Source organism: Streptomyces sp. WM4235 (assembly GCF_001279725.1).
GTDB lineage: Bacteria > Actinomycetota > Actinomycetes > Streptomycetales > Streptomycetaceae > Streptomyces.
In genome coordinates this window covers 1-21,206 of the sequence record NZ_LGDE01000437.1, presented here as the reverse complement: position 1 = coordinate 21,206, position 21,206 = coordinate 1, and the positions used below count along the sequence as shown (strand labels likewise).

The 21,206-nt window shown below is 69.3% G+C and carries 15 protein-coding genes and 2 pseudogenes; 11 read left to right on the top strand and 6 right to left on the bottom strand.

Translation table 11 applies throughout. From position 1 onward, the window contains the following. The first annotated feature begins 347 nt into the window (after positions 1–347). From ADK55_RS28555 to ADK55_RS28540, 3 genes are all read left to right on the top strand, one after another. Positions 348–1,283: a hypothetical protein gene (locus tag ADK55_RS28555; protein ID WP_053682688.1), complete on the top strand. Its 936-nt coding sequence runs from the start codon at positions 348–350 to the stop codon at positions 1,281–1,283. Further along, on the top strand, positions 1,280–2,767 hold the full coding sequence (locus ADK55_RS38830; protein WP_159041578.1) for a hypothetical protein: 1,488 nt from the start codon (positions 1,280–1,282) through the stop codon (positions 2,765–2,767). The genes ADK55_RS28555 and ADK55_RS38830 overlap by 4 nt, the downstream gene beginning before the upstream one ends. Before the next feature lie 2,152 nt (positions 2,768–4,919). After that, the gene (locus tag ADK55_RS28540; protein WP_159041577.1) at positions 4,920–6,797 is read left to right on the top strand and encodes a hypothetical protein; all 1,878 of its coding nucleotides are present in this window, start codon (positions 4,920–4,922) and stop codon (positions 6,795–6,797) included. Between the two features lie 319 nt (positions 6,798–7,116). Here ADK55_RS28540 and ADK55_RS28535 read toward each other — a convergent pair whose 3' ends face one another. Beyond that, a complete protein-coding gene (locus ADK55_RS28535; protein ID WP_159041576.1) occupies positions 7,117–8,190 on the bottom strand; it encodes a hypothetical protein in 1,074 nt (357 codons plus the stop codon). A gap of 665 nt (positions 8,191–8,855) precedes the next feature. On the opposite strand from ADK55_RS28535, the gene ADK55_RS28530 reads away from it, so the two are divergent. From ADK55_RS28530 to ADK55_RS40165, 4 genes and pseudogenes are all read left to right on the top strand, one after another. After that, entirely contained in the window at positions 8,856–9,593 is a 738-nt protein-coding gene (locus ADK55_RS28530; protein ID WP_053682684.1) for a hypothetical protein, read from the top strand. Between the two features lie 158 nt (positions 9,594–9,751). Continuing rightward, positions 9,752–10,300, top strand: a complete 549-nt coding sequence (locus tag ADK55_RS28525) for a toxin-antitoxin system, toxin component (protein ID WP_159041575.1) — start codon at positions 9,752–9,754, stop codon at positions 10,298–10,300. A gap of 2 nt (positions 10,301–10,302) precedes the next feature. After that, positions 10,303–11,553, top strand: coding sequence for a DUF6545 domain-containing protein (locus ADK55_RS28520; RefSeq protein WP_053682682.1), 1,251 nt, complete (start codon positions 10,303–10,305; stop codon positions 11,551–11,553). Between the two features lie 311 nt (positions 11,554–11,864). Then, positions 11,865–12,159: pseudogene (locus ADK55_RS40165) on the top strand (transposase); the annotation flags it as partial. Here ADK55_RS40165 and ADK55_RS36930 read toward each other — a convergent pair. The 3 genes and pseudogenes from ADK55_RS36930 to ADK55_RS28510 form a co-directional block, all read right to left on the bottom strand. Beyond that, positions 12,107–12,425, bottom strand: a pseudogene (locus tag ADK55_RS36930) (helix-turn-helix domain-containing protein); the annotation flags it as partial. The pseudogenes ADK55_RS40165 and ADK55_RS36930 sit on opposite strands and share 53 nt — an antisense overlap. Before the next feature lie 113 nt (positions 12,426–12,538). Continuing rightward, positions 12,539–12,919 carry a hypothetical protein gene (locus ADK55_RS28515; protein WP_053682681.1) on the bottom strand — a complete coding sequence of 127 codons (381 nt, stop codon included), beginning with the start codon at positions 12,917–12,919 and terminating at the stop codon, positions 12,539–12,541. Positions 12,920–13,010: 91 nt separating this feature from the next. Then, positions 13,011–16,247 (bottom strand): ALF repeat-containing protein, encoded by a 3,237-nt coding sequence (locus ADK55_RS28510; protein WP_053682680.1) that lies wholly within the window; start codon positions 16,245–16,247, stop codon positions 13,011–13,013. Positions 16,248–16,939: 692 nt separating this feature from the next. Between ADK55_RS28510 and ADK55_RS28505 the strand changes: the two genes are divergently transcribed. The 4 genes from ADK55_RS28505 to ADK55_RS28495 all read left to right on the top strand — a co-directional run bounded on the left by ADK55_RS28505 (position 16,940) and on the right by ADK55_RS28495 (position 20,287). After that, a complete protein-coding gene (locus tag ADK55_RS28505; RefSeq protein ID WP_159041574.1) occupies positions 16,940–17,467 on the top strand; it encodes a hypothetical protein in 528 nt (175 codons plus the stop codon). Between the two features lie 69 nt (positions 17,468–17,536). After that, positions 17,537–17,971, top strand: coding sequence for a trypsin-like serine protease (locus ADK55_RS36925; RefSeq protein ID WP_078999512.1), 435 nt, complete (start codon positions 17,537–17,539; stop codon positions 17,969–17,971). A gap of 187 nt (positions 17,972–18,158) precedes the next feature. After that, positions 18,159–18,602, top strand: coding sequence for a hypothetical protein (locus tag ADK55_RS28500; RefSeq protein ID WP_053682678.1), 444 nt, complete (start codon positions 18,159–18,161; stop codon positions 18,600–18,602). Between the two features lie 155 nt (positions 18,603–18,757). Continuing rightward, positions 18,758–20,287 (top strand): trypsin-like serine protease, encoded by a 1,530-nt coding sequence (locus ADK55_RS28495; protein WP_053682677.1) that lies wholly within the window; start codon positions 18,758–18,760, stop codon positions 20,285–20,287. 302 nt (positions 20,288–20,589) lie between these two features. On the opposite strand, the gene ADK55_RS28490 is transcribed toward ADK55_RS28495, so the two are convergent. Continuing rightward, positions 20,590–20,745, bottom strand: a complete 156-nt coding sequence (locus tag ADK55_RS28490; RefSeq protein WP_234350288.1) for a hypothetical protein — start codon at positions 20,743–20,745, stop codon at positions 20,590–20,592. A 121-nt stretch (positions 20,746–20,866) separates the two neighbouring features. After that, the coding region (locus ADK55_RS28485) for a hypothetical protein (protein WP_159041573.1) at positions 20,867–21,206 on the bottom strand (340 nt) is incomplete at its 5' end.

The following is a 21,206-nucleotide window of genomic DNA, read 5'->3' as shown; positions in this document are numbered from 1 at the left end:
GCACAACTCCCGGGCGGCGTCGGCGACCTTCGCCCCGCCATCCACCGCTCCCTTTCCGCCGACCGCGTGCCGCGCCCCGACCCTACGCCGCGCCCCCGTCAAGAGGGTTCAGCGGTTCAGAGCTCAGCGAACGAACCTCATGTCGGCTCGGTGCGGCGCACGATCTCCTCTCACAGCCCGTGTGTCCGTGAGCGAGAGCTTCTTGACCATTGAGGGACAGCCCTTAGGGGATATCACCGGCCTTTCCCGGATCGGCCGCATTTCGCCTCCGCTCGGCGTCTCGGTTACGGCACCATGGCGGTCCCCCGGGGTGCCGGGGCAAAAGGCTTGGGGGATCCGTGACACGGATGCACAGCGAGCAGGAGCCCGAGAACCCCGGGAACGCAGCGGAGGCGGAAGCGGAGGCACTCGTCGCCGGCTCCGAACCGGAGCCTGCGCACGAGGCCCTGGAGGAGTCTGGGCCCGGGGCCGGCTCGGGAACGGAGCCCGCGTTGGAGGCCGGAGGCGGCGGGGCGTTGAGCGGGCGGTGGTGGCGGGCTGTGGGGTTGGGGGCCGTCGGGATGGTGCTCAGTGCCGTCGTCGCCGCGGTCGTCTCGGCGTACCTCGACGTCTGGTCCGTACGCGAATCCCTCCCCGGGGCCCCGCGGATCACCGCCGGCTCCGAGGTCTGGTGGGACCTGATGCAGGACCGCCACCTGGTGCGGTCCGCGCCCGGCTCGGCATACGACAAGGAACCGGTGCCCCACGGCGACGCCCAGGAGACCCTCGTCCGCATGGTCGACGAGGGCGGGACCGACGCCGGCATGATGCGGGTCCGTCTGATCCTCACCAACTTCACCCGGACCCCCGCCACCATCACCTCCGTCCGCGCCCGCATCGAGCGCACGCGCCCCGCGCCCGCCGGCCCGCTCTACTACTGCGGCGGAGCCCAAGGAAGTTCCGAGGTCAGCCGGGTACTCCTCGACCTGTCCACTCCGGAGCGGCCAGCCATGGAACAGGACGCCGAGCGCCGCCTGACGGCGCAGTACCCGAGCACCAAGGTCCAGGTCGCGGCGCAGGGCGAGCCGGCTTACTTCGACATCGAGGTCAGGACGGGCAACGCGAAGGGCGCGTCCGCCTCCGCCCTCGCCTACGAGTTCGTACTCGACGTCACCTACACGCAGGGCGACCAGCTGCGGCACCTGCTCGTGGACAAGGCCGGGCGCCCGTTTGTCCTAGCCCAGGGGACGGACGACTGGAAGCAGGGATTCCACTGCGTCGGCTACAAGTGGAACGCGGCATGACGCCCGGGAGGGCGAGAGTCCGACGCCGCTCCACCGTCATCATGGCCGCCCTCGTCCTCGCCCTGTGCTCCGCCCTCACCGTCACGCTGCTGCGTTCGCCAGCCCCCGCCGCCGGCCCGTTCGCGACCGGTGCCCCGCTGCTGGGGAACGAGGAGTCCTGGATGGCCACGCTTGCGGAGCCCGGCCGGCGGCCTCCGGGCGAGCTGATGCGCGACGCGCTGGGGTGCGTCCCGCTGTTCCAGTGGGCCACCGGGGCCCGCGCCGTACCCCGCGGGCAGGTCACGCTCGCCTACTCCGTCGGTGCGTCCCCGTCCCGCGGGGCCCTCGTCCGGGGGATCCGCGTGGTCAAGGGGCCGGATGTACCTCTCCCGCGCGGCGACGACGTCGCGTGCGCGGGGCAGGTCGCGGACGAGCGGCTGGCCGCCGTGGCCGCGGCCCGCGGCAAGCCGGTCCAGCCGGTCCGTCTCTCCCTGGACGGCCTCGCCCGGGGCGAGGCCGGCTCCCGTGAGGAGGCCCCGCTCCCCGTCCGGGCGGGCGGCACGGCCACCGGGCTGGTCACCGTCATGACGGCCGCCTGCTCCTGCGCGTGGTGGGTCGAGCTGGACGTGGAGGAGAACGGCGGGCTGGTCACCGTGCGGGTGGACGACGACGGCCGGCCCTTCACGCTCGCACCGCCGACAACCCCCCTCGCCACCTCCGCCGACCAGGAGCTCATGGCGCAACGACCCCTGTCCCGCGCCGCGGGCGACCCGCAGCCGCCGCGAGCCGGGATCTCCGCGGCGGCCACGCTGGTCCCGGCGTCCGAGAGCCGGCAGGCGGAGTCCGACGTGCCGCTCGCGGCCGCCGTCGGAGGCGAGGCGCGCCTCGGCCGCGTGGGCTGTCGCCGCATGTACGAATCCGTGGTGCGCGCCGGAGGCGTCCCGGCCGGTGATCACGAGATTCAGCTGGTGGTCACCGCCCCCGCCGGCCTGGAGGGGGCCGTGCTGGACGCGCGCGTACGGCTCGCAACGGTCCGTCTCGATGCCGAGCAGCGCTACCGCTACGCGTGCTCCCGCGCCGGCGTGAACCCGCACACCCACGCCGCCAGGCAAGCCGGTACGCCCGAACTGAGTCCCCACACCCTCATGCGCGGCCATCCCCGGCAAGGGGTCGGCCTCTCCGTGCCGCTCGCCACCGACGAGCCGTTCTCCTTCCGCCCGACGGGCCTGAACGGAGTGCCGCGCCCGGACGGCCGGGGCGCGTACGGCACCGCCGGTGTCATCGTGCCCCAAGTGGCCACCTTCGGCCTGACGGTGGAGGTGACCGTCACCCTGCCGACCGGCGAACGGGCCGACTTCACCCTGACCGACCACGGCGAACCGTTCCTGCTCGGGCCGGCCACGGACATGATGACCCCGGCGCACCGGGAGCAGTACCACGAGCCGAACTCAGGCCCGGGAGTGCACTACAACGAGGAGCTCATCTCCCGGCCACATCCGGGGTGACGAACGCAGGCAGGCGCTTGCCGCCAGTACGCATCACGACATCGCCGTAGTAGCGAATGCCGGTGACTGGGCCCGTCTTTTCGGGCTTCAGCTGGTCCACCCCCGCGTCGGCGGGGAACACCGCATCCTGAGCGTCTGCTTGATTCTCTGACCGTCGCCCCGGCCCGGGCAGCAACACCCTGATCTGCACGAGCCTGTCGGAGCGGGCCGGCGTCGGGACCGCGGCGCGGTGTGCGCCCCGGTTTCTTCATCGAACCCAATGGCCGATGTCACCCTGCCGCCCGCGGAGTCGCCGACCCCGCGACACTGCTGGTGGGCGCCAGCTGTCTCACCAGCACCATCGGCAGAGGGCGAAGCGGGCAGCTGTCCGCTCGGTTGTCTGCTGTAAGGGGCCCGGTACGATCGCTTCCTGCGCACGCTGGGGCAGCGAACACCCAGCACGACCCATCCAGGTGATGCAGGCACGATGTGTCCGCCCTGTGCTGCGGTCTTGGTGAATGATGGGCGGGCATGGCCCGAGGCGGGCCACGTTCCTTTCGCCGCCCGATCCGGCGTACCGGAACGCAAGGAGTGTGGCATTACACCGGCCTGCATCACCGAGATCACAGTCAGCAGTTCGTCAGTGTTCATTGGCGTGTCGGGATCGGGCCGGGGCACGTCGGGAAGGCACTGCCGTGAGCCGCTCTTCGGGGGACTCCCGCAAACTTCGCTACTGGGCCGAGTGCAGTGGGCACTCTCGCCGCGCCGACCATCCCACCGGCCATCCGGCCCCCGCAGCCTCGCCGGCGCAGGCGCTGCTTGAGAGCCGCATCCTCGAACAACTGGGCACGTCACCGGATCTGTGCGCGCACCCGCTCGGCATCGCCGCAGTGAGCGGCAGCACCCCCACGTCCCTCACCCTGCATCTCGATGCCTACCTGGGCCAGGAGCGGTACTCCTTCCCCGAACACTGTCTGAGTCACCTGCTGCCCGCTACTCCCCCCTCCGGCAGCGGCGACGAACTGCCCGGCATCCCCGGGCTGCGGGTAACAGGGATCGTGGCCCGCGGCCCGCGGCCGGCGGCTGCGGCTCCGACTGCGACTGCGACTGCGACTGCGACTGCACATGGTTCAAGACCTCATGCCGGACGTGGAGCTGGTCCTCGCCCTCCCCGTCGGACTGGCGGAGGGCTGGGAGGAGATCGAGCGCCGACACCGGCACTGGTGCGAAGACAACGGCATGCGACCGCTCTGGACGAGCCCGGAGATCAATCCCCTGGAATCCTTCCGCCCTCAACGCCTACCCCAGCCTGGAACGTGCCCGAGCCAGGCGGGCCGTGGTGGGAAGCGCCCTGCTCCGCCGTATCGCTCTCTTCCACACCGTCGCCGCCTTCTACCGCGTCCAGTGCTGGGACGACGGTGACAGCTGGAAGATCGACGCCCGAACTGCCCACCCTCGTGCCCACTGGCACGACCGGCTCCTGCAGCGTCTGTGCCACCCGCGCTGGGGCCTACCGGGGAACGTGCCCCACCGGTTCTGTCACTGCGCCGAACCGCACGCTCCCTACCAGTGGCGGCATACCTGCTCCTTCTACATCGATGGCCAGAGCACCGGTGAGGACGAATTGATGGAACGGGTGCGAGGCACTCCGCTTCCGGCCACGACGACATGACGCTCCCGCCGGCTCAGCTCGCCCTGACGCGTCGTAGATCTCCGGGGCCGCGACCGAACGACTTTCGTGACCTGCGACCGCGGATGCTCAGGACACAGTGGACTACCGGCGCGCCCGGGGAGCTACGGTCTGGGCAAGACCCGCTGAACGATCGCGGACCGTTGGAATCCGGGGCTCGCGGGTAGTCAATCCGGGGGGTTTCAGGCACAGCGCTGCGACCGCAGGCTGGCGGGAGGGTGCCGGAGGGCCGACACCAGGGCACGAACGCGATCGGCGAGCCCGTTCAGCTGCTGCTCGGCCGCAAAGATTTTCTCGGTGTTCTTCCTGCGCATCGGCGCGTGCCGTTCAGGGGGAGCACTCGACTGTGTTTGTGGTGTATCGAGGAAACTCTCCGTCCCTCTCGATAGGCTGGACGGCTGAAGGTGATCTACCTACTCTCCTGCCCGCGGGGCGCTGTTCTGCGGGCGTGAGGGCTGGGTTGTGCTGGCGAGGGGGCTGGCGATGGGCGTTGACAATCGGCAGATCCAGACGGCCGTTCTGGCGGATCCTGAGTCCGATGATCCGGTGGTCTGTCCGACTGAACCCGATGATCTCGACGAGTTCCGCGAGGAGTTGTCCGGGATCACGTTCTGGTGCGGGGTCCTGCTGGGCGGGTGCGGCGGCCAGCTCCTGACGAGGCGGGGCAACGTCCGCGTCAGCCACTTTGCCCACTTCCCCGACCCCGACGGGCTGCTGCCCCAGTGCGGCCGCCGCTCCCGGGGCGTCGCGAGCGCGGACCACCTGTACGTGCGGGCCGCCACCCAGACGTGGCTGCGCGGTCAGGGTCACACCCCTCGCTACCGCTACCTTGGCGGGGACGACGCACCGGTCGGTTCCCTCGTGGAGATCGAGCTGGGCGGCCACAAGCTGCTCCTGCACATGGACAGCACCGAGCCGCCCGACTGGGACGCCGCGGAGACTGGCGACATCATCCTCGGCCCCGGTGTCCGGGTCGATGACTACACCCTGGCACGCCGGGGCTACGTCAACCGCGTCAGGTTCGCCAGCGAGGGCAACCAGCGAGTCATGGTCCTGGGCACCGAGCTCCCCCATATGGGCACCGACTGGGACTTCGAGCTTGCGGACTGCACCGTCGACGGGCAAGGCCGGCTCATCACCCCCGTTGTCACACGCCTGCGGGCCGCACGCGCCGCCGAAGGACAGAGCCCGTTACCGCGGCCTCGCCGCGAGCAAGAGGAAGGGCCGGTACAGATCGGCGCTCTGACCCGGCTCATCAACACCGCCGTACGAACGAAGGAGTTTGGCGCCGTCCGTCAGTTGAGGGACACCGCTGAGCTTCAGGTGCCCCGCTGTGAGGGGCAGGCGCTTGAGCATCTGCAACACGCGATCGACCACGCGAACGACTGGATCGACCAGCAGGACCATGCCCGCCGACGGCTCTTCGCCGACCTCGACGAAGCGGTCCGCCACGGTCACGTCTTCGAGGTCTCGACACTGATTCCAGAGATCAGAAAGTTCCTCCTGCGCGACAACGTCACCGCGCCGCAGGAGACGGACATCCTCGACGCCGCCGACACGTTTCTTCGGAAGGCACGTCGGCACGCTGCCCAGAAACGCCGGGAAGAAGACGAACGCCGAGCGGCCGCGACCCGAGAACGAGAAGCACGTCATGCGGCACATGCCGAAGAGCAGAAAAGGCGTCACGCGGCACAGGTCCAGGAGCGGGAAGCACCACTCGTGACACAGGCCCAGGAGCGCAAAGCGCGCAACAGAGCACGGGGCCAGGTCCAGAGCATCACCGGCCGTCTACGCCGTGAGGAACTGTCTACCGCACAGCAAGAACAGCTTGTTGAGGAGCTGGTGCTTGCGGCGAAGGAGGCCGGGGACCTGCTGACCACAGCTGAACAGCGCAAGGTGGAGGAGTGGGCGGAACGCCTCTCCTCCTCCGCGGGAGGGCAGGAAGAGAGCGAGACAACGTCTCCGGCCGCGCAACCGCAACAGGACACGATCACGGATCCTGCCCAGCTGCCAGCACATCTCGTTCCCGCCGCGGCGGCTGTCCGCGGAGCCTTGAAGAAGGCGGCGAGGGAGCGGACAACGACCAGCTGGAACCGACTGGAGCACCAGCTTGGCTCCGCGCTTCCCTCTCTCAGCAACAACGAACGTGTCCAGGTGCTGGTCCGAATCGACCATTCCACGGCTGGCGACGAGCCGGTCCTGTCGTCCCTGCTGGCGGCGGGCGACCCGAATTTCACTTACCAGTACTACCGGGATGTTCTCTACGCACTCGGCCTAGATGCCCCGGACGACGACGAAGACCTGAGAGACGTCGTCAAAGCCGACGTCGAACAGGTCTTCACCGACTGGCGCCTCCGGTAGAACCGGTGAAAGCACCGCCGCTGGCGTCCAGACGCCGAGCCTGCCGCGTCCTGCGCGGGGCGAGCACCCATCGCACGAGCGGTAGCCGGACGCGGCTGAGCCCCACACCCGGACCACCCCCGCGTCGGCGGGGAGCACGACCATCCATCTCGGGCGCGGTGTCGCTCACTCGGACCACCCCCGCGTCAGCGGAAGGCCCTGCTTGCATGACCGAGCCGTGTACCTGAGGGCGCCCTTGCATTGCGGCTCTCTGCATCCCTCCGTCGATGCATGTTGTTCTGGCGGTAATCGGACCGGGCCTCCCCTGCCATCGGCGCTGTCAGGCTCGGACGAGTCCTCTCTGCGGGTCCAAGAGCGTTGCCTTGCCCTTGTGCAGGTAGGGGTTGATGGCTGTGCGTGTAGTGGGCTGAGGCAGGAGAGCCAGGTCGCGTAGGCCTGGGACGTTGGACCAGTCGGCGGGCGGTCTGGTCGTGGGGTCTGCTGTGTTGAGCCACTGGCTGTTGATGGGAATGGTGGCGTTCATGATGCGGCGCAGGGTTGGGCGGTCTGCGGGGTCGATGTGTTGTGGCAGTGCGGTGCGCGGGGTGTGCTGTGTGGGGTGGAGCCAGTGGCGGCCGTCGGGGGTGAGGTAGGTGGGGAGGACTCTGGTGCTGTCGGATCCGATGCGTGTGGCGATTTCGTCGGGGTGTGCGTCGGTGTTGGTGAGGGGGTGGAGGTTGGTGCCGGTACGGTGTCGGCGCAGGGCGACGAGGTTGGCCAGGGCCTGCTTGGCGTTGTCGTCGGCCCGGCGATGGATGTCGTCGTCTGCGGTGTAGGAGTCGCTGTAGACGGCGTCGACGTGGTGCTGGAGCTTCTCGGGTACCGCGACAGGCCCGGTCAGGGTGTTGAGGTGGTCGTGGGTGCGGCGCAGGAGGCTTCCGTCGTAGACAGGACCCCAGTGCTCGGGGACGGTCGGGTTCCCTGTCGCCGTGACGGGGTTGAGAACGTGAAGAGTTGGGTGTTCGGCGTAGGGAGGGCGGGTCCGTCCTTGGTGTCGGTGGCCGCGGCCGGCGCGTTGCGCGAGGAGCGCGAACGGAGCGAGGTCGCTGATGACCAGGTCGAAGTCGACGTCCAGGGATTGCTCGGCGACTTGGGTGGTGATGACGACGAGCGGTCGGTCGGGGCGGCGGCCGGTGGCCGAGGTCCATCTCCCGTCCGGTTTCCGGTGGGCGGGGCGGGCGGGGCCGGTCCAGCGTTCGAGGCGGCGGGTGACGGCGTTGCGCTGATGGACGGGCATCCGCGCGTGGAGGATCCGCACGAGGCTGGGGCTGTCCTTGTAGGCATCGCGGAGTGCGGCTTCGGTGTCCTGGGCGTCGGCGACGGTGTTGCACACGATCAGTGCCGCGCCAGGCATTTCGGGCCTGCTGTGAAGCGGCTGGAGGATGTCGAGGATCCGGCGCATTCGCGCGGAACCGCCCCTGGTTCACCAGAGCGGCCCCCGGCACCTGTGGAACGAACTGGAGCGCGTACGCCGCCGTCTCCTGCTGGAGGGGTCCTTACCCCATTACGGAGCGTAGGTCAGCATCTCCCCCGAAGGCGAGACCACGCTCACCCGAGGCGACTGGTCCGCCACCCTGTAACCCACCCACACCAACGCCCCGCACCCGGTCCGACGACCCCCGACCGTCGGCCCGCTTGTCCCGACGTCGTCGACCATGCCCCCGAGCCGACTCCAGCCGGAAACCTGACGGGGATGACCCCGCCGACGCGTACGAGGTCACCGCGGCCGTCCCGGCCCTGAGCGCAGCCCGTGCTGTGGCCGGCACGTGTTCGCCGGGTTCGGGGGTCAGGCAGAGGCCGGTGAGGTCTGCCGACCCAGCGGATGCCTTTCTTGCCGCGGATGCGTGCGCGTTCGGCGTCGGCCGGTTTGTAGTCCACGACCCGGGCCGCGAGGGAGGTTCCGGTAGTCAATGCGGGCTGATGCCTGTCATCTTTGGTTGCTGATGTCGAGCCGGAGTCGTTATGTTTGGGTTGCAAGTTCGTCATCGGCCACCAGTGGGCCCGGAGCGGGGAGCAGGGATGAGCGAAAAGGCTGCCGCGGATCCGGTCGGGACCGCTCGACGTATCAAGTCCCTGCTGGATCGGGCCGGGATCGAAGACAAGGACGCGCTCCGGGTGGAGGGCGAGGGCGGTCTCGCGTACGCCTCGGGGCTGCCTGTGGAGGACGTGCAGGCGCTGTTGCGCGGTGAGTCGCTGCCCCAGAGTGACGGCGGTGGGGCGGATTCGGTGGAGGACCGTCACCGTCGGGTGGTCGCCCGTATCGTCTTCCTGCGCCGTACCCGACTGCGGACTTCTCCCGATGGCCAGCGGCGCGCGTACTCGCTGGCGGACATCGCGGCGGGCGCGGGGACGAGCGCCCAGTGGCTCGACAAGATGCTCAAGACGGGAAAGGCTCCAAACCTCGATCACGCCGCCGGTATCGCGGACTTCTTCGGAGAGGGCATCGAGTTCCTGGTCGCCGAGCCCGCTGAGGCCTTGGACCGGGTGCTCCAGCGGATCCACAAAGACCTGCTGGAGCGGACCGTCGCGCGCCAGGACGCGGACATCGAGCGCCTCAGGGGCACGGAGAGGGCCGGTGGTTCGGGTATCACGGGGGTTGAAGGTGGCGCCGGTTCTCCCGGTTCCGATCTCGGCATCGTCGGCTACGCCGCACGCGCACTCGCCGATGTGCCGGACGACACGGCGCAGCCCATCATCGCCCTGATCGAGTCCATTGCCCGGCGCTCGCGCGAGGAGCGTGCCCGAGAGAGCCGGTAAGGCCTCTGGCCAGGTGCGATGTGCGTGCCTGGTGGCAGCTTGCCTGCGCCGTGTCGAAGTGACTACTGTGCGGGCGCACGACTGTCAGAGTGCCGCACGCGCGTTCAAGGGCTCGACGAGCGGTGTGCCGGCAAGGGATGCGTCCAGGTGGGGAAGACATGTGGAACGCGGTGCGCATTTCCCGTGCGATGAGACGTCATCGGGACGAATTGTTCGCGGGGGCGATGCGTCGGATGGCACAGGATCCGCGCGAGGTGCCGTTGCGGGCGGTCTGCACCTACGTGTCGGAGAGCAGCGGCAGCGAGGTCCGTCTCATGCTGGAGGCGTTCCCCCCTGGCACGGTCAGTGGACTCTGGCTCGACCTGGGCGATCACGAGGTGATCGCGGTGGAGATGAACACCCTGCCGGTTCATCAGATGGTGATACTCGGGCACGAGCTGTGGCATCGCAAGGAGGGCCGGCCCGGCAGCACGGCCGGTGGGCCCGGCGCAGCCGCGGCCGCGCGGATGCTCGGGGACCGGTGGCGCATTGACGAGGCGGTTGCCCATGTCGCGGCGCGCACCGACTACGACCTCGACGAGGAACGGCGGGCGGAGCGGTTCGGCCGTCTGCTGGCCGCGAAGTTCCGGCCCTTCCTGCTCGGCACGCGCAGCAGGACGCCCTCCGACGAGTTGGACAGGCGCATCTGGGCATCCCTGGAGGGCTGATCATGAAAGAAGGGGTCGACTACTACCTTCCCGCCGCCGTACTGGGCACTGCCCTGCTCGCGAAGTCGCCCGCCCTCCTGCGGGGGTGGCGCTGCGCGACCGTCCGGACGGTGAATGCGCTTCTGTTCCTGCCCTGCGCGGGCTTCATCCTCTCCTCCCCGCCGACCATCACCGCCGTCAACCGCCTCACGAGCATCAGCAACCTCTCGGCCCTCCTCGTCCACTGCATCATGACGGCGTATGCGTGCGCGTCCCTGCTGCTGCTGGACTACTGGAGAGGGGAGTCAGGGGAGCACGCCCGCACGCGCCGGCGCACACGGGTGTGGAAGGCCGGCTGCTTGGTGGTGATCGTGGCCCTGGTGGGGCTCTTCGCCCTGGGCGACGTACCGGTGGAGTGCCCGCGGGACTTCGACACGTACTACGCCACCACCCCGTTCATCAGCGAAATGCTCGTGCTCTACCTGACCGCGTACATCGCCGCCGGCGCGGCCATGACCATCGTGTGCTGGAGCTGGTTACTCGACATCGGCAGACGGACGGCGCACGGGACGAAGACGGCCGTCACCAGACCCCTGCGGATCGGGCTGCTCGTCCTGGTGGTCGCGGGCCTGGCCAACATCGTCTTCGGCCTGTTCAAGCTGACCGCCATCGCCGCCCGCTGGGCGGGCCGGGACTGGGACGCGCTCAACGAGAGCGTGTCGCCCTTGATATCGGCGAGCGGGATGATGATCGGCGTCGGGCTGCTCGTCCCGGCCTACGGACCCGGGCTGATCGACCGCGTGTGGCACCCCCTGCTCGGCATCAGGGACCTGAGGCCCTTGTGGCGATTGGTCCGCAGGTCCGGGCTGACCCCCGGGAGCAGGATGTTCCTTCCGCCGCCCTGGTATGCCGGACCCGAGCAGGCCCTGCTGTACCGGATGACGACCATTCACGACTGGATGCTCGAACCGTGCGCCCACTCCACGGACGAAGTACGTGAAGCGGCCTACCGGCAGGCGAAGGAGAACGGGGCTTCGGAGCGCGAAGCCGTGGCGGCCGGTCTGGCCGCCATGTTCACCGCGGCAGCGGAGGCGCGAACGCGCACGGTGGCACCCGCCGCGGAGCAGAACATCGTCGCGGTGGCCGCCGTGCGCTCGGCGGAGGAGGACCGCGACCTCCTGGTGTCAATCTCCTGTGCCCTGGCGGCGGCCTCCGCCCGCACCCCCGGCTCACGCCGGGTGCCCGCGGCGTTCGGAGGCCGCGTACGCCGATGAGCATGTGCCGGGGAGCATGCGCCGCTAAGGGTACGCCACCCCCGTGGGGGTACCCTCACCGGCGGTCTGTGCGGGTGTCAGCCGTTCCAGGTGCCCGTCATGGCGAGGGCGCCGGGGGCCGCAGGCAGGCCCTTGAGGGGCACGGCCGTGGTGGTGGCCCAGGTGTCGTCGGTGTGGCGGGTGGTGTGGAGGAGCTTGTTGTCGGCGGTGGTGACGGCACTACGACCTCACCGTCGACGTAGGCGGTGGCGACGGACTTTGCGGTGGTGCTCGGACCACTCCTTCGAGCATCCGCGGCGAACATTCCTCCCGGCGGTCTGACCACCAAGCTGCACCTGGCCGTCGAGCGGGGCCAGAAGCCGATGGCTGTAGTGATCACGGCCGGACAGCGCGGTGACTCCCCGCAGTTCGAACCTGTCCTGAAGAAGGTCCGTGTCGCCCGCCCGGACGCCGGACGCCGGACGGCCCCGGACCCGGCCCAACCGGGTCCGTGCGGACAAGGCGTACGCGTCCCGCAAGAACCGCGCCTACCTGCGACGACGCGGAATCCGATGCGGCCCGGCAGGGCGGGCGAGAGCCACAGCAGCCGGCCGTCGGGATCGTGGTCGCGCAGCGTCTTCAGCAGACCCGGTGCACGGGCGGCGAGCAAGTCGACGACCGCGTTGGTGTAGGCATGGGCGGTGGACTGGCTGATCCTGAACCCGGCGGCGATTTTCGCCAGTGATGTGCTCGCGCAGGTACACCAGTGCCACCGTCGCTCGCTGGGGCGGACGGGGCTTGCAGCGCCGGTCGCCCTCACGAGTGGCGATCAGCATCGTGACCCACTCCACGAGTGCATGCGGCAGGTTGAGTGCGGCAGGATGGATGACCAACGAGGCCCTCGAGCAACGTGATTGAGACGTCAGACATCTCGATCAACAGCCCGGGGGCCTCGCTCGTTGCGCTTCACGGACCGTCACCCGATCGGTGGCCACATCGAAGAAGCTCAGTTCACGTACCAGAAGGCCGCACCGAGGAACACGGGCAGGGTGAAGGCTATTTGGAGGGCCCACGGGGTGGCCGTCCCGTCCTCCGGCAGGTCCGGGTTCTCCGCCCGTTCGGCCATGTACGAGCGAAGCGCCTTACCGTGCCCCAGGAAGCCCGTGGCGATCGCCAAGTTGATCGCGCAGTAGACGGGGAGCAATTCGGTGATGGGCCACTTGTAATTCAAGCTGTAGGCCATGATGGCGATGAACCCCGCAACCGGACCACAGGACACGAAGATCTTCTGTCCTCGGTTGGCCATCCCCGGGAACAGCGTCGCGAGATAGAGTGCCACGCCGGCCGCCGCGAACACCCACCACAGCGGAGAGGTCTTTTCTAGCACCGATACCCTTTCATCCATGGAGGCTGGACGAGCCTCTCGTACGGCGGAATGGCGGCGAGGTTTTCCCTCGCCGCCATTGCAGTCGATCGTCCTACTCTGCTGTGAACCAGCCTACGATGGCCGAAGTCGCGTTGTGGATCCCGCTGACCGCAGCCTTACCCACGTTGGTTCTGGCCATGGAGCTCGCCAGACTTCCCATGCCGCCGAGACCGATACTCAGAGCCATACCGGCGACACCGACGACGACCTGCTTGCTCCCCCAGCCGAACGCCTTGGCGTTGTACAGGGTGCTGATCCCCGCGAAGACCAGCGAAGCCCCGCCCAGTGCGGCCGCCAGGGGCTGAAGGCCGGGTACGAACGCCGTGACGACCGCGGCCGCTCCCAGGCCCGCGCTGATCTTCGCCATGGTCGTGGCCGTCGCGGCGGCGGACGCCTGGGCCTCGTCCTTGAATTCACCGGGGTTGACGGTGTCGTTCGCCGCCGTATTGGCCGGATCGACATTGTTGGCTTTGTTCTGGCGAGCCTGTTCCGCCGCCTTCGCGGCCTCGGCAGTGATCTCGTCCTTTCGCATCTGCTCGGCGAACTGCTTGGCCTCGACAGCCGCGGCCTTCGCTTCTCCGGCGCTCTTGCCGGCGGCCGTCGCGGACGCGTACGCGCGGGCTGCGGAGGCCCTGGCGCTGTCGGCCGAGGCCACTGCGGCCTGGGCCGAGGCCGTGGCCTGGTTCGCGGAGAAGTTGGCCTGACGGCTCGCTGTGCGTGCGGACGCCGCCGCCGACGCCGCGGTGTTGGCCGAGCTCTTCGCGTCCGCGGCGGACTTGTCGGCGGACGCGGACGCGGCGGCCGCCTGGTTCGCGTACACCTTCGCGTCCTGCGCCGACTTGGCGGCCTTCGAGGCCCAGCCCTGTGCCTCCGTCGCAGCCTGCCGCGCCAGGGCGGCCGCCTGGGCGGCCTCGGCGGCGTCCTTGTAGGCGTCGGCGGCGATGCGCGCCGCCGAGCTGATCTGCGTGTTGATGGACTCCACATGGGTCGTGGTGTCGCGGTCCGCCTCCTGCGCCTTGTAGTAGGCGTAGGTGACGAACTGCTGCACCATCCACTGCGGGCCCTCGAGGGCGGCCTGGGCCGCGGCCTCCACGTTGGGCCCCGCGCCGTTCAGCGCGGCCAGTGTCGCCGCGCGGTCGTCTTCGGTCTTCGCGGTCGAGTAGTCGACGAGCAGGAACTTGTGCAGGGCCTGGACACTGCCGTTGTCGAGCGCCGCGCTGGCGGCGGCGGTGACAGCCTTGCCCGCGCTGTTGAGGGTTTTCAGCACGGCCGCCCGGTAGTCGTCCACCTGGACGTCCCGGGCACCTTGGAGCAGGAAGTTGCTGACGGCCTTGGGGTCGCTGCTCTCCAGGGTCTTCTGCGCGGCCTCCGAGAGTACGACCCTGTTCTGCTTGGCCAGCGTGAGGACCTTCTCGCGGTCGTCGAGTCCTGCCGCCTTCGTGTATCCGCTCTTCGCCCAGTCGACGACCCCCTGGTCGCCCGCGGTCAGAGCCTTTTGGCCCCCCTCCCCGGCCCAGGCCCCCGCCGAGTCCATCAGGGTGAGCGCGGCCTTGCGGCCGAGCGCGGCAGCCTTCGCGGAATCCGTCTCGGCCTTCGCCCGGGCCAGCAGGTCCTGGGTCTCCTTGTTCGTCGACTGCTCCTGGGCCTGGAGCTTCTGGGTCAGGGCCTGGTACTGACCCTCCTGGGACTTGAGCTCCTTGGCCACCTCGATGGCCAGAGCACGCTCCTCGGCGAGCTGGGCGGCCTCGGTGTCGCGGGCGAGCTGAGCGATGCTCTTGGCCTTCTCGACCGCGCCGCCCGCTTCCGCGGCGGCGGCGATGGCCGCGTTGGCGTTCGCCGTGGCCTTGTTGGCCCACTCCACCGCCTGTCCGGCGTGTGCGGCGGCGTCCTCGGCCGCCGCCGCCGCGGCGTCGGCGTGCACGGCCGCGCTGCTGGCGGCGGTGCCTGCCTCGCGGGCCGCGGTCGCGGCCCGGCCGGCGAGGGTCGCCGCCCGGTTGGCCGCGGCCGTCGCGGTATTGGCGGCGGACCGGGCGAGGGCGGCCGCCTTCCTTGCGCGCTCGGCCTGCGCCTGGGAGACACCCGAGGCCTCGGCGGCGTCTGCTGCCGCCTCGGCGGAATCGGCGGCGTTGCGCCCCGCGCGCGCCGCCGCGTTGCCCGACTCCTGGGCCGACACGCCGGCGTCGGCGGCGTATTTGGCCGCGTCGGCGGCCCGGCGGGCCAGCTTCGCCGTGTCGCGGGCGGTCTTGGCGGCTTCGCTGGCCGCGCCCGCCTTGCTCGCGTCCTTGGAGGCCTCGGACGCCGCGGTGAAGGCGCGGACGGACGCCTTCGACGCGGCTGCCGCCGCACCGGCCGCGGCCTGGGCGGCACTGGACGCCGTCTGCGCGGCGGAGATCGCCGTCCGTGAGGCCGAGATCGCCGTTCGGGCGGCATCGGCAGCGCCCTGGGCGGCGTCCGCCGCGCGTCCGGCGGCACGCGACGCCTTGACTGAATCTGCCTGCGCGTTGGCGCTCTCCTCGGCAGCCTTCAAGGCCGCCTTCTTGGCCTCGGTGGAGGCCGCTTCGGCTCGTTCGGCAGCCTCCTTGGCGGCCACCTTCGCTTCGAGGGCCCGGCGTCCGGCGCTCTCGGCCTGGTCCACAAGCTGACCGATCGTCAGCGACTCCTGGTCACGCGCCCTCGCCAGGTACTGGTCCTTCTCCAGCAGGCGGGTGACGTCGGCGGGTGTCCCGTCGAGGGCCCGGTTGACTGCCTGGGTCAGGTTCGGCCCGGCACCATTGAGCAGGGTGAGGGCCTCGACGCCCTGGTCTTCCTCGCGCGCCTTGTACTGGCCCGACTGGAGGAAGGCGTCGAGGGCCGTGGCGGAGCCGTCGTTGAGCGCCTTGTTCGCCTCGCGGGCGACCGCCTTGCCGCCCTTGCCCATGACGGTGAGCACCGCGGCCCTGCGGTCGTCGGCCAGGGGAGCCTTGTAGCCCTCCGTCATGAAGGTGTGCAGTTGCGCGTCCGTGCCGGAGAGGGCCTTCTGGACCGCCGCCCTCACACCGGGGCCGGCGTAGTTGAGCATCGACAGGACGGCGACGCGTTCGTCCTCGGTGCGGGCACGGGCCATCCCCGTGTCGAGGAAGGACTTGAGGTCGGCGTTGCCGCCGACGAGGGCGGCCTCTGCCTCCTCACGCACCGCGCGGCCACCGAGCTGCCACGCGTCGAGGACCCGGGCGCGCGCGTCGTCGGGCAGGCCGACCTCGGCCGCCGCCGCGGAATCCGCCCAGGCCGTGCCGAACACACTCAGGGCCACACCGAGGGCGATCCCGGATATGCCAGTACCGCGTCGCCGTTTCGGGCGACTTCCGTTTCTCATGACTGAGTTGACTCCACGTTGTCTCGATTGACGGGTGAAATGGGTGGCCGGGAGTGCGCACGCATGCCCGTGCGACGGGATTGGCAGGGCAGGCCGCATCCGCGCCGAAACTCCGAAGGAGCGAGAAGAAGCGCAACGAGACGCGGACCGCATGCATGTGACACGACGCCAGTCGCGTGCTCATGGGCCTCCGCGACGATGTAAGCCCTGCCGGAACGAGCCGGACCGGCAACCCCGAGGACGGCGACCGCCGTCCACGATGCCAGGCGGAGCCGGCCGCTCCCCAGACGGGCCGTTACCCGGGTGCCGGAACGTGGACTCCCCCCGGGCTGGCAAGACCGTATGCCCGAAGCCACAGAAAATCAAGCGAAGTTGATTGGGCATCATTCAGCGTTGATAAAGTTGAGTTGAGTCGCTACCGTCTCTCCGGGGAAGGCCCTCGCCGGCCGTCGATGGACAGGTCCGGCTGTTCGAGTGCCGTCGGACCCGGTTGCCACGGACCCGAGCACGTGTCACGGCACGACTGTGGGCTGCCCCGCGAATCCCGTCGCACGGCCATGCGTGCGCCTTCGCACGCCTTCGTGTGCGGCCAGAAGTTGTAGAGATGACGAGGACGAGGACACATGCGCATGAAGCTTTTCTCACGGACTACCGCGGGTGTCGCCGCAGGTGTCGCGGCCATCGCCGTTGGCGTGGCGATTCAGGGCGGGGTGTTCGTGGCCAGTGCCGCCGCTGCCGATGATCCCCTGCCTCCGGTCGCGGTGGAGACCTTCGAGTATCCGGACGCCGCCAAGATCTTCCAGCAGCGCGGCATCAAGCTGAAGAGCGGCGATGGGCACATCATGCTCGCCGCCTGTGGCGAGCCCGGTCTCATCGAGGTCCGAGCACGCCGCATGCAGGACATCGACACCGTCGGACACGGCCTCTTCTGCTTCCGGGTCACCGGCACCACGGGGCGCCTCGACCTCGAACTCCCGGCCGTCATCGGCGCCAAGGGCAACGACTACGCCGTCAAGGTCAACATGGTGACCCCGACGGAGACGTCGACGGAGGAGAAGTCCTTCGACCTCAACAAGAACGCCTGGACCAATATCGGCGAGACGGCCGACCCCCAGGGCCGCGACTTCACCCTGCTGCAGATCACCGCAGCCAAGTAGACCCTGAAGCACCGACCGCCCCGGCGCTCACGGTCGCGCACCGAATCCCGATTCGTAAGGAAGTCCCACATGCATGCTCCGCGTCCGCGCACCGCGCAGATGACCTGCGTACTCGGCGCTGCCACCGCAGTCGCCGCAGGCCTGATATCGGCCGGCCCCGCTCAGGCACTCAACGGCTCGGACGCCACAGCGGGGCAGTACACGTCAGTCGTGAAGCTGAACGTCGGCGGCGAGACCAACAGCCGCGGCTGCACGGGCGCCCTGGTCGACGCCTCCTGGGTCCTGACCGCCGCGAGCTGCTTCGCCCGCAGCCCCCGGCAGCATCGCCATCACCCCGATCTGGACCCCGTAACAGCGGCACGGATGGTGATGCCGCCCGGCCGCCGGCATCACCACCGGGCGGCACCCTCCGATCCCGCATCTCTCCGGAATCCGCGCGTGGCCATGAAGCCCGTCCTGAAGGAAACCCCATGTCTGACACCCGTCCGCGCCCGGCACGGATGACCTGCCTGCTCGTCACCGCCACCGCCGTCGCCTCCAGGTCTACGGCCGCGACCTCAACACCCAGAACGGCTCGTGGACCGGCTGGGGCGAACTTCCCGGCGCCGCCGCCAGCGTCAAGGACATCGCCGCCAGCCTCGTCGGCAACAACGTCGAACTCCAGATCATCGGCAGCGACGGCGCGGTCTGGATGCAGTACGGCAACTACGACGCCGACCACTGGAACGACACGTGGACCCGCGCGGGCGGCAACGACCTCACCCGCCTGAGCAGCAGCCCCACCGGCAAGAGCGTCAACGTCTACGCCGTCGGCGCCTGCGGCAAGATCCTCAACGCCACGCTCGAAAGCGGCCCCGGCGCGTGGTCCACATGGAAGGAACTCCCCGGTGGCCTCGGGGGCGCGGCCGACGTCAGCGCGGTAGCCGTCGCAGCTCCGACCAAGGTCTCCCTGACCGCGGCCGGCCAGGGCACACTCTGGAGCCAGCAGGGCGACCTGACCAACGGTTCCTATGGCGCCCAGTGGGGGAAGGTCGAAGGCCGGGACATCTCCCGCGTGACCAGCGTGCCTCGTGGACCACCGGCCTGCTCGCCGCCACCAGTGGAAACCGCAGCACCCTGGTCGAGATCCGCATAACCGGCTGACCCACCCATACCCCGCCGCCGCGCGAAGGCGCGATGCCTGCGGTGTACGCCGACCCCTGTGTCGAATGAAGAAGCCCGCCTACCCGATCGGCTGGCTCTTGAGCCTCCGGCTAAGCCTTCCTGCTCCACCCATGTCAAAGGATCCTCATGTCCGTAAAGAGTTCACGCAACGCGTGGGCCATCGCCCTACTCACCGCCGCAGTGGGAGCAGGTCTTCTGACGGCACATCCGGCCGTCGCCCTCAACGGCAGCGACGCCTCCAACGCCGACTTCAGCTTCGCGGCGAAGGTCAACGTGGGCGACCGGACGGCGTGCTCGGGCGCTCTGGTCGATGTCCAGTGGGTCATCACGGCCGCGTCGTGCTTCAGCAACGCTGGCGCGCCGGTTCCCAGCGGCAAGCCCGCGGTGAAGACGACCGTCACCGTGGGACGCACCGACCTCTCGGAGACCACCGGCAACGTGGTCGAGGCCGTTCACCTGGTCCCCCACGCCAACCGTGACCTCGTCATGGTCAAGCTGGCCTCGCCCGTTGTCGCCGTGGCGCCGGTCAAAATCTCCACGACGGCTCCGGTCGCCGGTGAGCAGCTCACCTCGGTGGGGTTCGGACGGACGAAGTCGGAGTGGGTCCCCCGCAGGGCGCACTTTGCCAGCTACACGGTAGGCACTGTCGACGGCGGCTCCGTGGCCCTGAGCCCGGCCGGTGACGAGGTGCTGTGTAAGGGTGACGCTGGCGCCCCGGCATTGCGCCGCAAGGGGACCGCCGTCGAGCTTGTCGCCGTCAACTCCCGCTCATGGCAGGGCGGCTGCCTGGGCACCGACCCATCCGAGACCCGCACCGGCGCTGTCGACGCCCGGGTCGACGACGTCGCCGGCTGGATGAAGCAGATCATTCTGGCCGCCGTCGTCCCGGACATGACCGAGGTCATGACGACGGGTGACTTCAACAAGGACGGCCGGTCCGACATCGCCGTCGTCACCGCCGACGGCAATCTCCACGCCGCCTACGGCCTCCCCGACGGAACCTTCGAGTACGGCCGCCCCCTGTGGAAGCTCGACGGCAGCTGGAAGACATTCACCACCATCGTCGCCGGCGACTACAACGGCGACGGCAACATGGACATCGCCGCCGTCTGGGGCGGCGGCAGCCTCCAGCTCTACGCCGGCAACGCCGACGGCACCCTTGCCCCCGCCAAGAAGATGTGGTCCGACACCTTCGACTGGCGCAGCATGCTCCAGATCGCCCGCTACAAGGTCGACAACTCCGGCCGCGACGGCATCCTCGCCGTCTGGAACGGCGGCAGCCTCTACGGCTACAACACCGACGCCAACGGCCTGCTCACCGAGCAGAAGCGTCAGATGTGGCCCGACGCCTCGTGGAAGGGCATGAAGATCATCACCACGGGCGACGTCAACACCGACACCCGCGACGACGTCGTCGGCGTCTCCCCCAACGGGTACCTCATGCGCTACGACGGCAACGCGAGCGGCACCCTCAACAACGGCGTCAACATCTGGCCCGACAACGGCTGGGGCGGCATCAAGATCTACGCCGGCGACTACAGCGGCGACAAGAAGATCGACCTCCTCGGCCGATGGGGCACCAACCTCAACTTCTACAAGGGCGACGGCCAGGGCACCTTCGGCACCAGCATCAAGGCCTGGCCCACCCTGCCCTGACCAGACACGACCGCTTCTAGAACGACTGGTCCCCAAGCAAGACCACCGGCCCCAGGAAGCTCGCTTCCTGGGGCCGGTCCGCACCCGCAGAACTTGGCCCGGAAGCGTGACGCTTCCGCGAGCATTTCCCTCCGAACAACATCAGGCAGGCGGCTCGCCTCGCGGCCTTCGTCGTGGTCACGTGCACCTTGGTCGGAGAACATGATCGGACGAAGGCCGCCCCCACGTCCGGCGGTTCTCCATGTGAGCGACGCACTTGGAGGCGCCGCGCCTTCGAGGGGACCCGAACCTCCAGCGAGTCCCTACCAGCCCATGTTCTTGGCCACCTCGGCCTGGGCTGCGGCGATCTCCTCATCGGTGGACTCGATGATGCCCTCCTCCAGGCGGGCCAGCAGGTCTGCGAGAGCCTGCTTCTGAGCCGGATGCGTGATCGGTACGGTGCTCAGGTCGGTGCTCATCAGCCAGTCGAACAGCACGATCGCGTCAGCACGCCACAGGCGGAGATCAACGGTCGGTGTAGACCCCCAGGGGAACCAGTTTCCATGTCAGCATCCTGCCAGGTCATCGCGTTGTAGCGCGTCACAGATCAACGCACGCGGCTGCCCGCCCAACCTCCGGCGTCGAGGCCGGAAGAAAAGGAACAAGCTGAGCAGGCGTGTCGTCACGACGGATCTGGTACGAGCCGACGAAGTCCCCCATGTCGGGTACCGAGAGGGGCAAGGCGTTGCCGAGCAGGCCACGGGCACGACGGAGGAAGCCGTCGGGCGCGTGCTGGGCAATAACTGATGGTTTCAGAATGAGGTTCGGAGTCGGCGTAAGCGGGACTGTAAAACGTTCGGTGTAACTCCCGATCATGGAAGATGCATCGATGACCAGCAACAACGTGACCGAGACCGTCGAGCCGTCTGAGGCGGTGCCG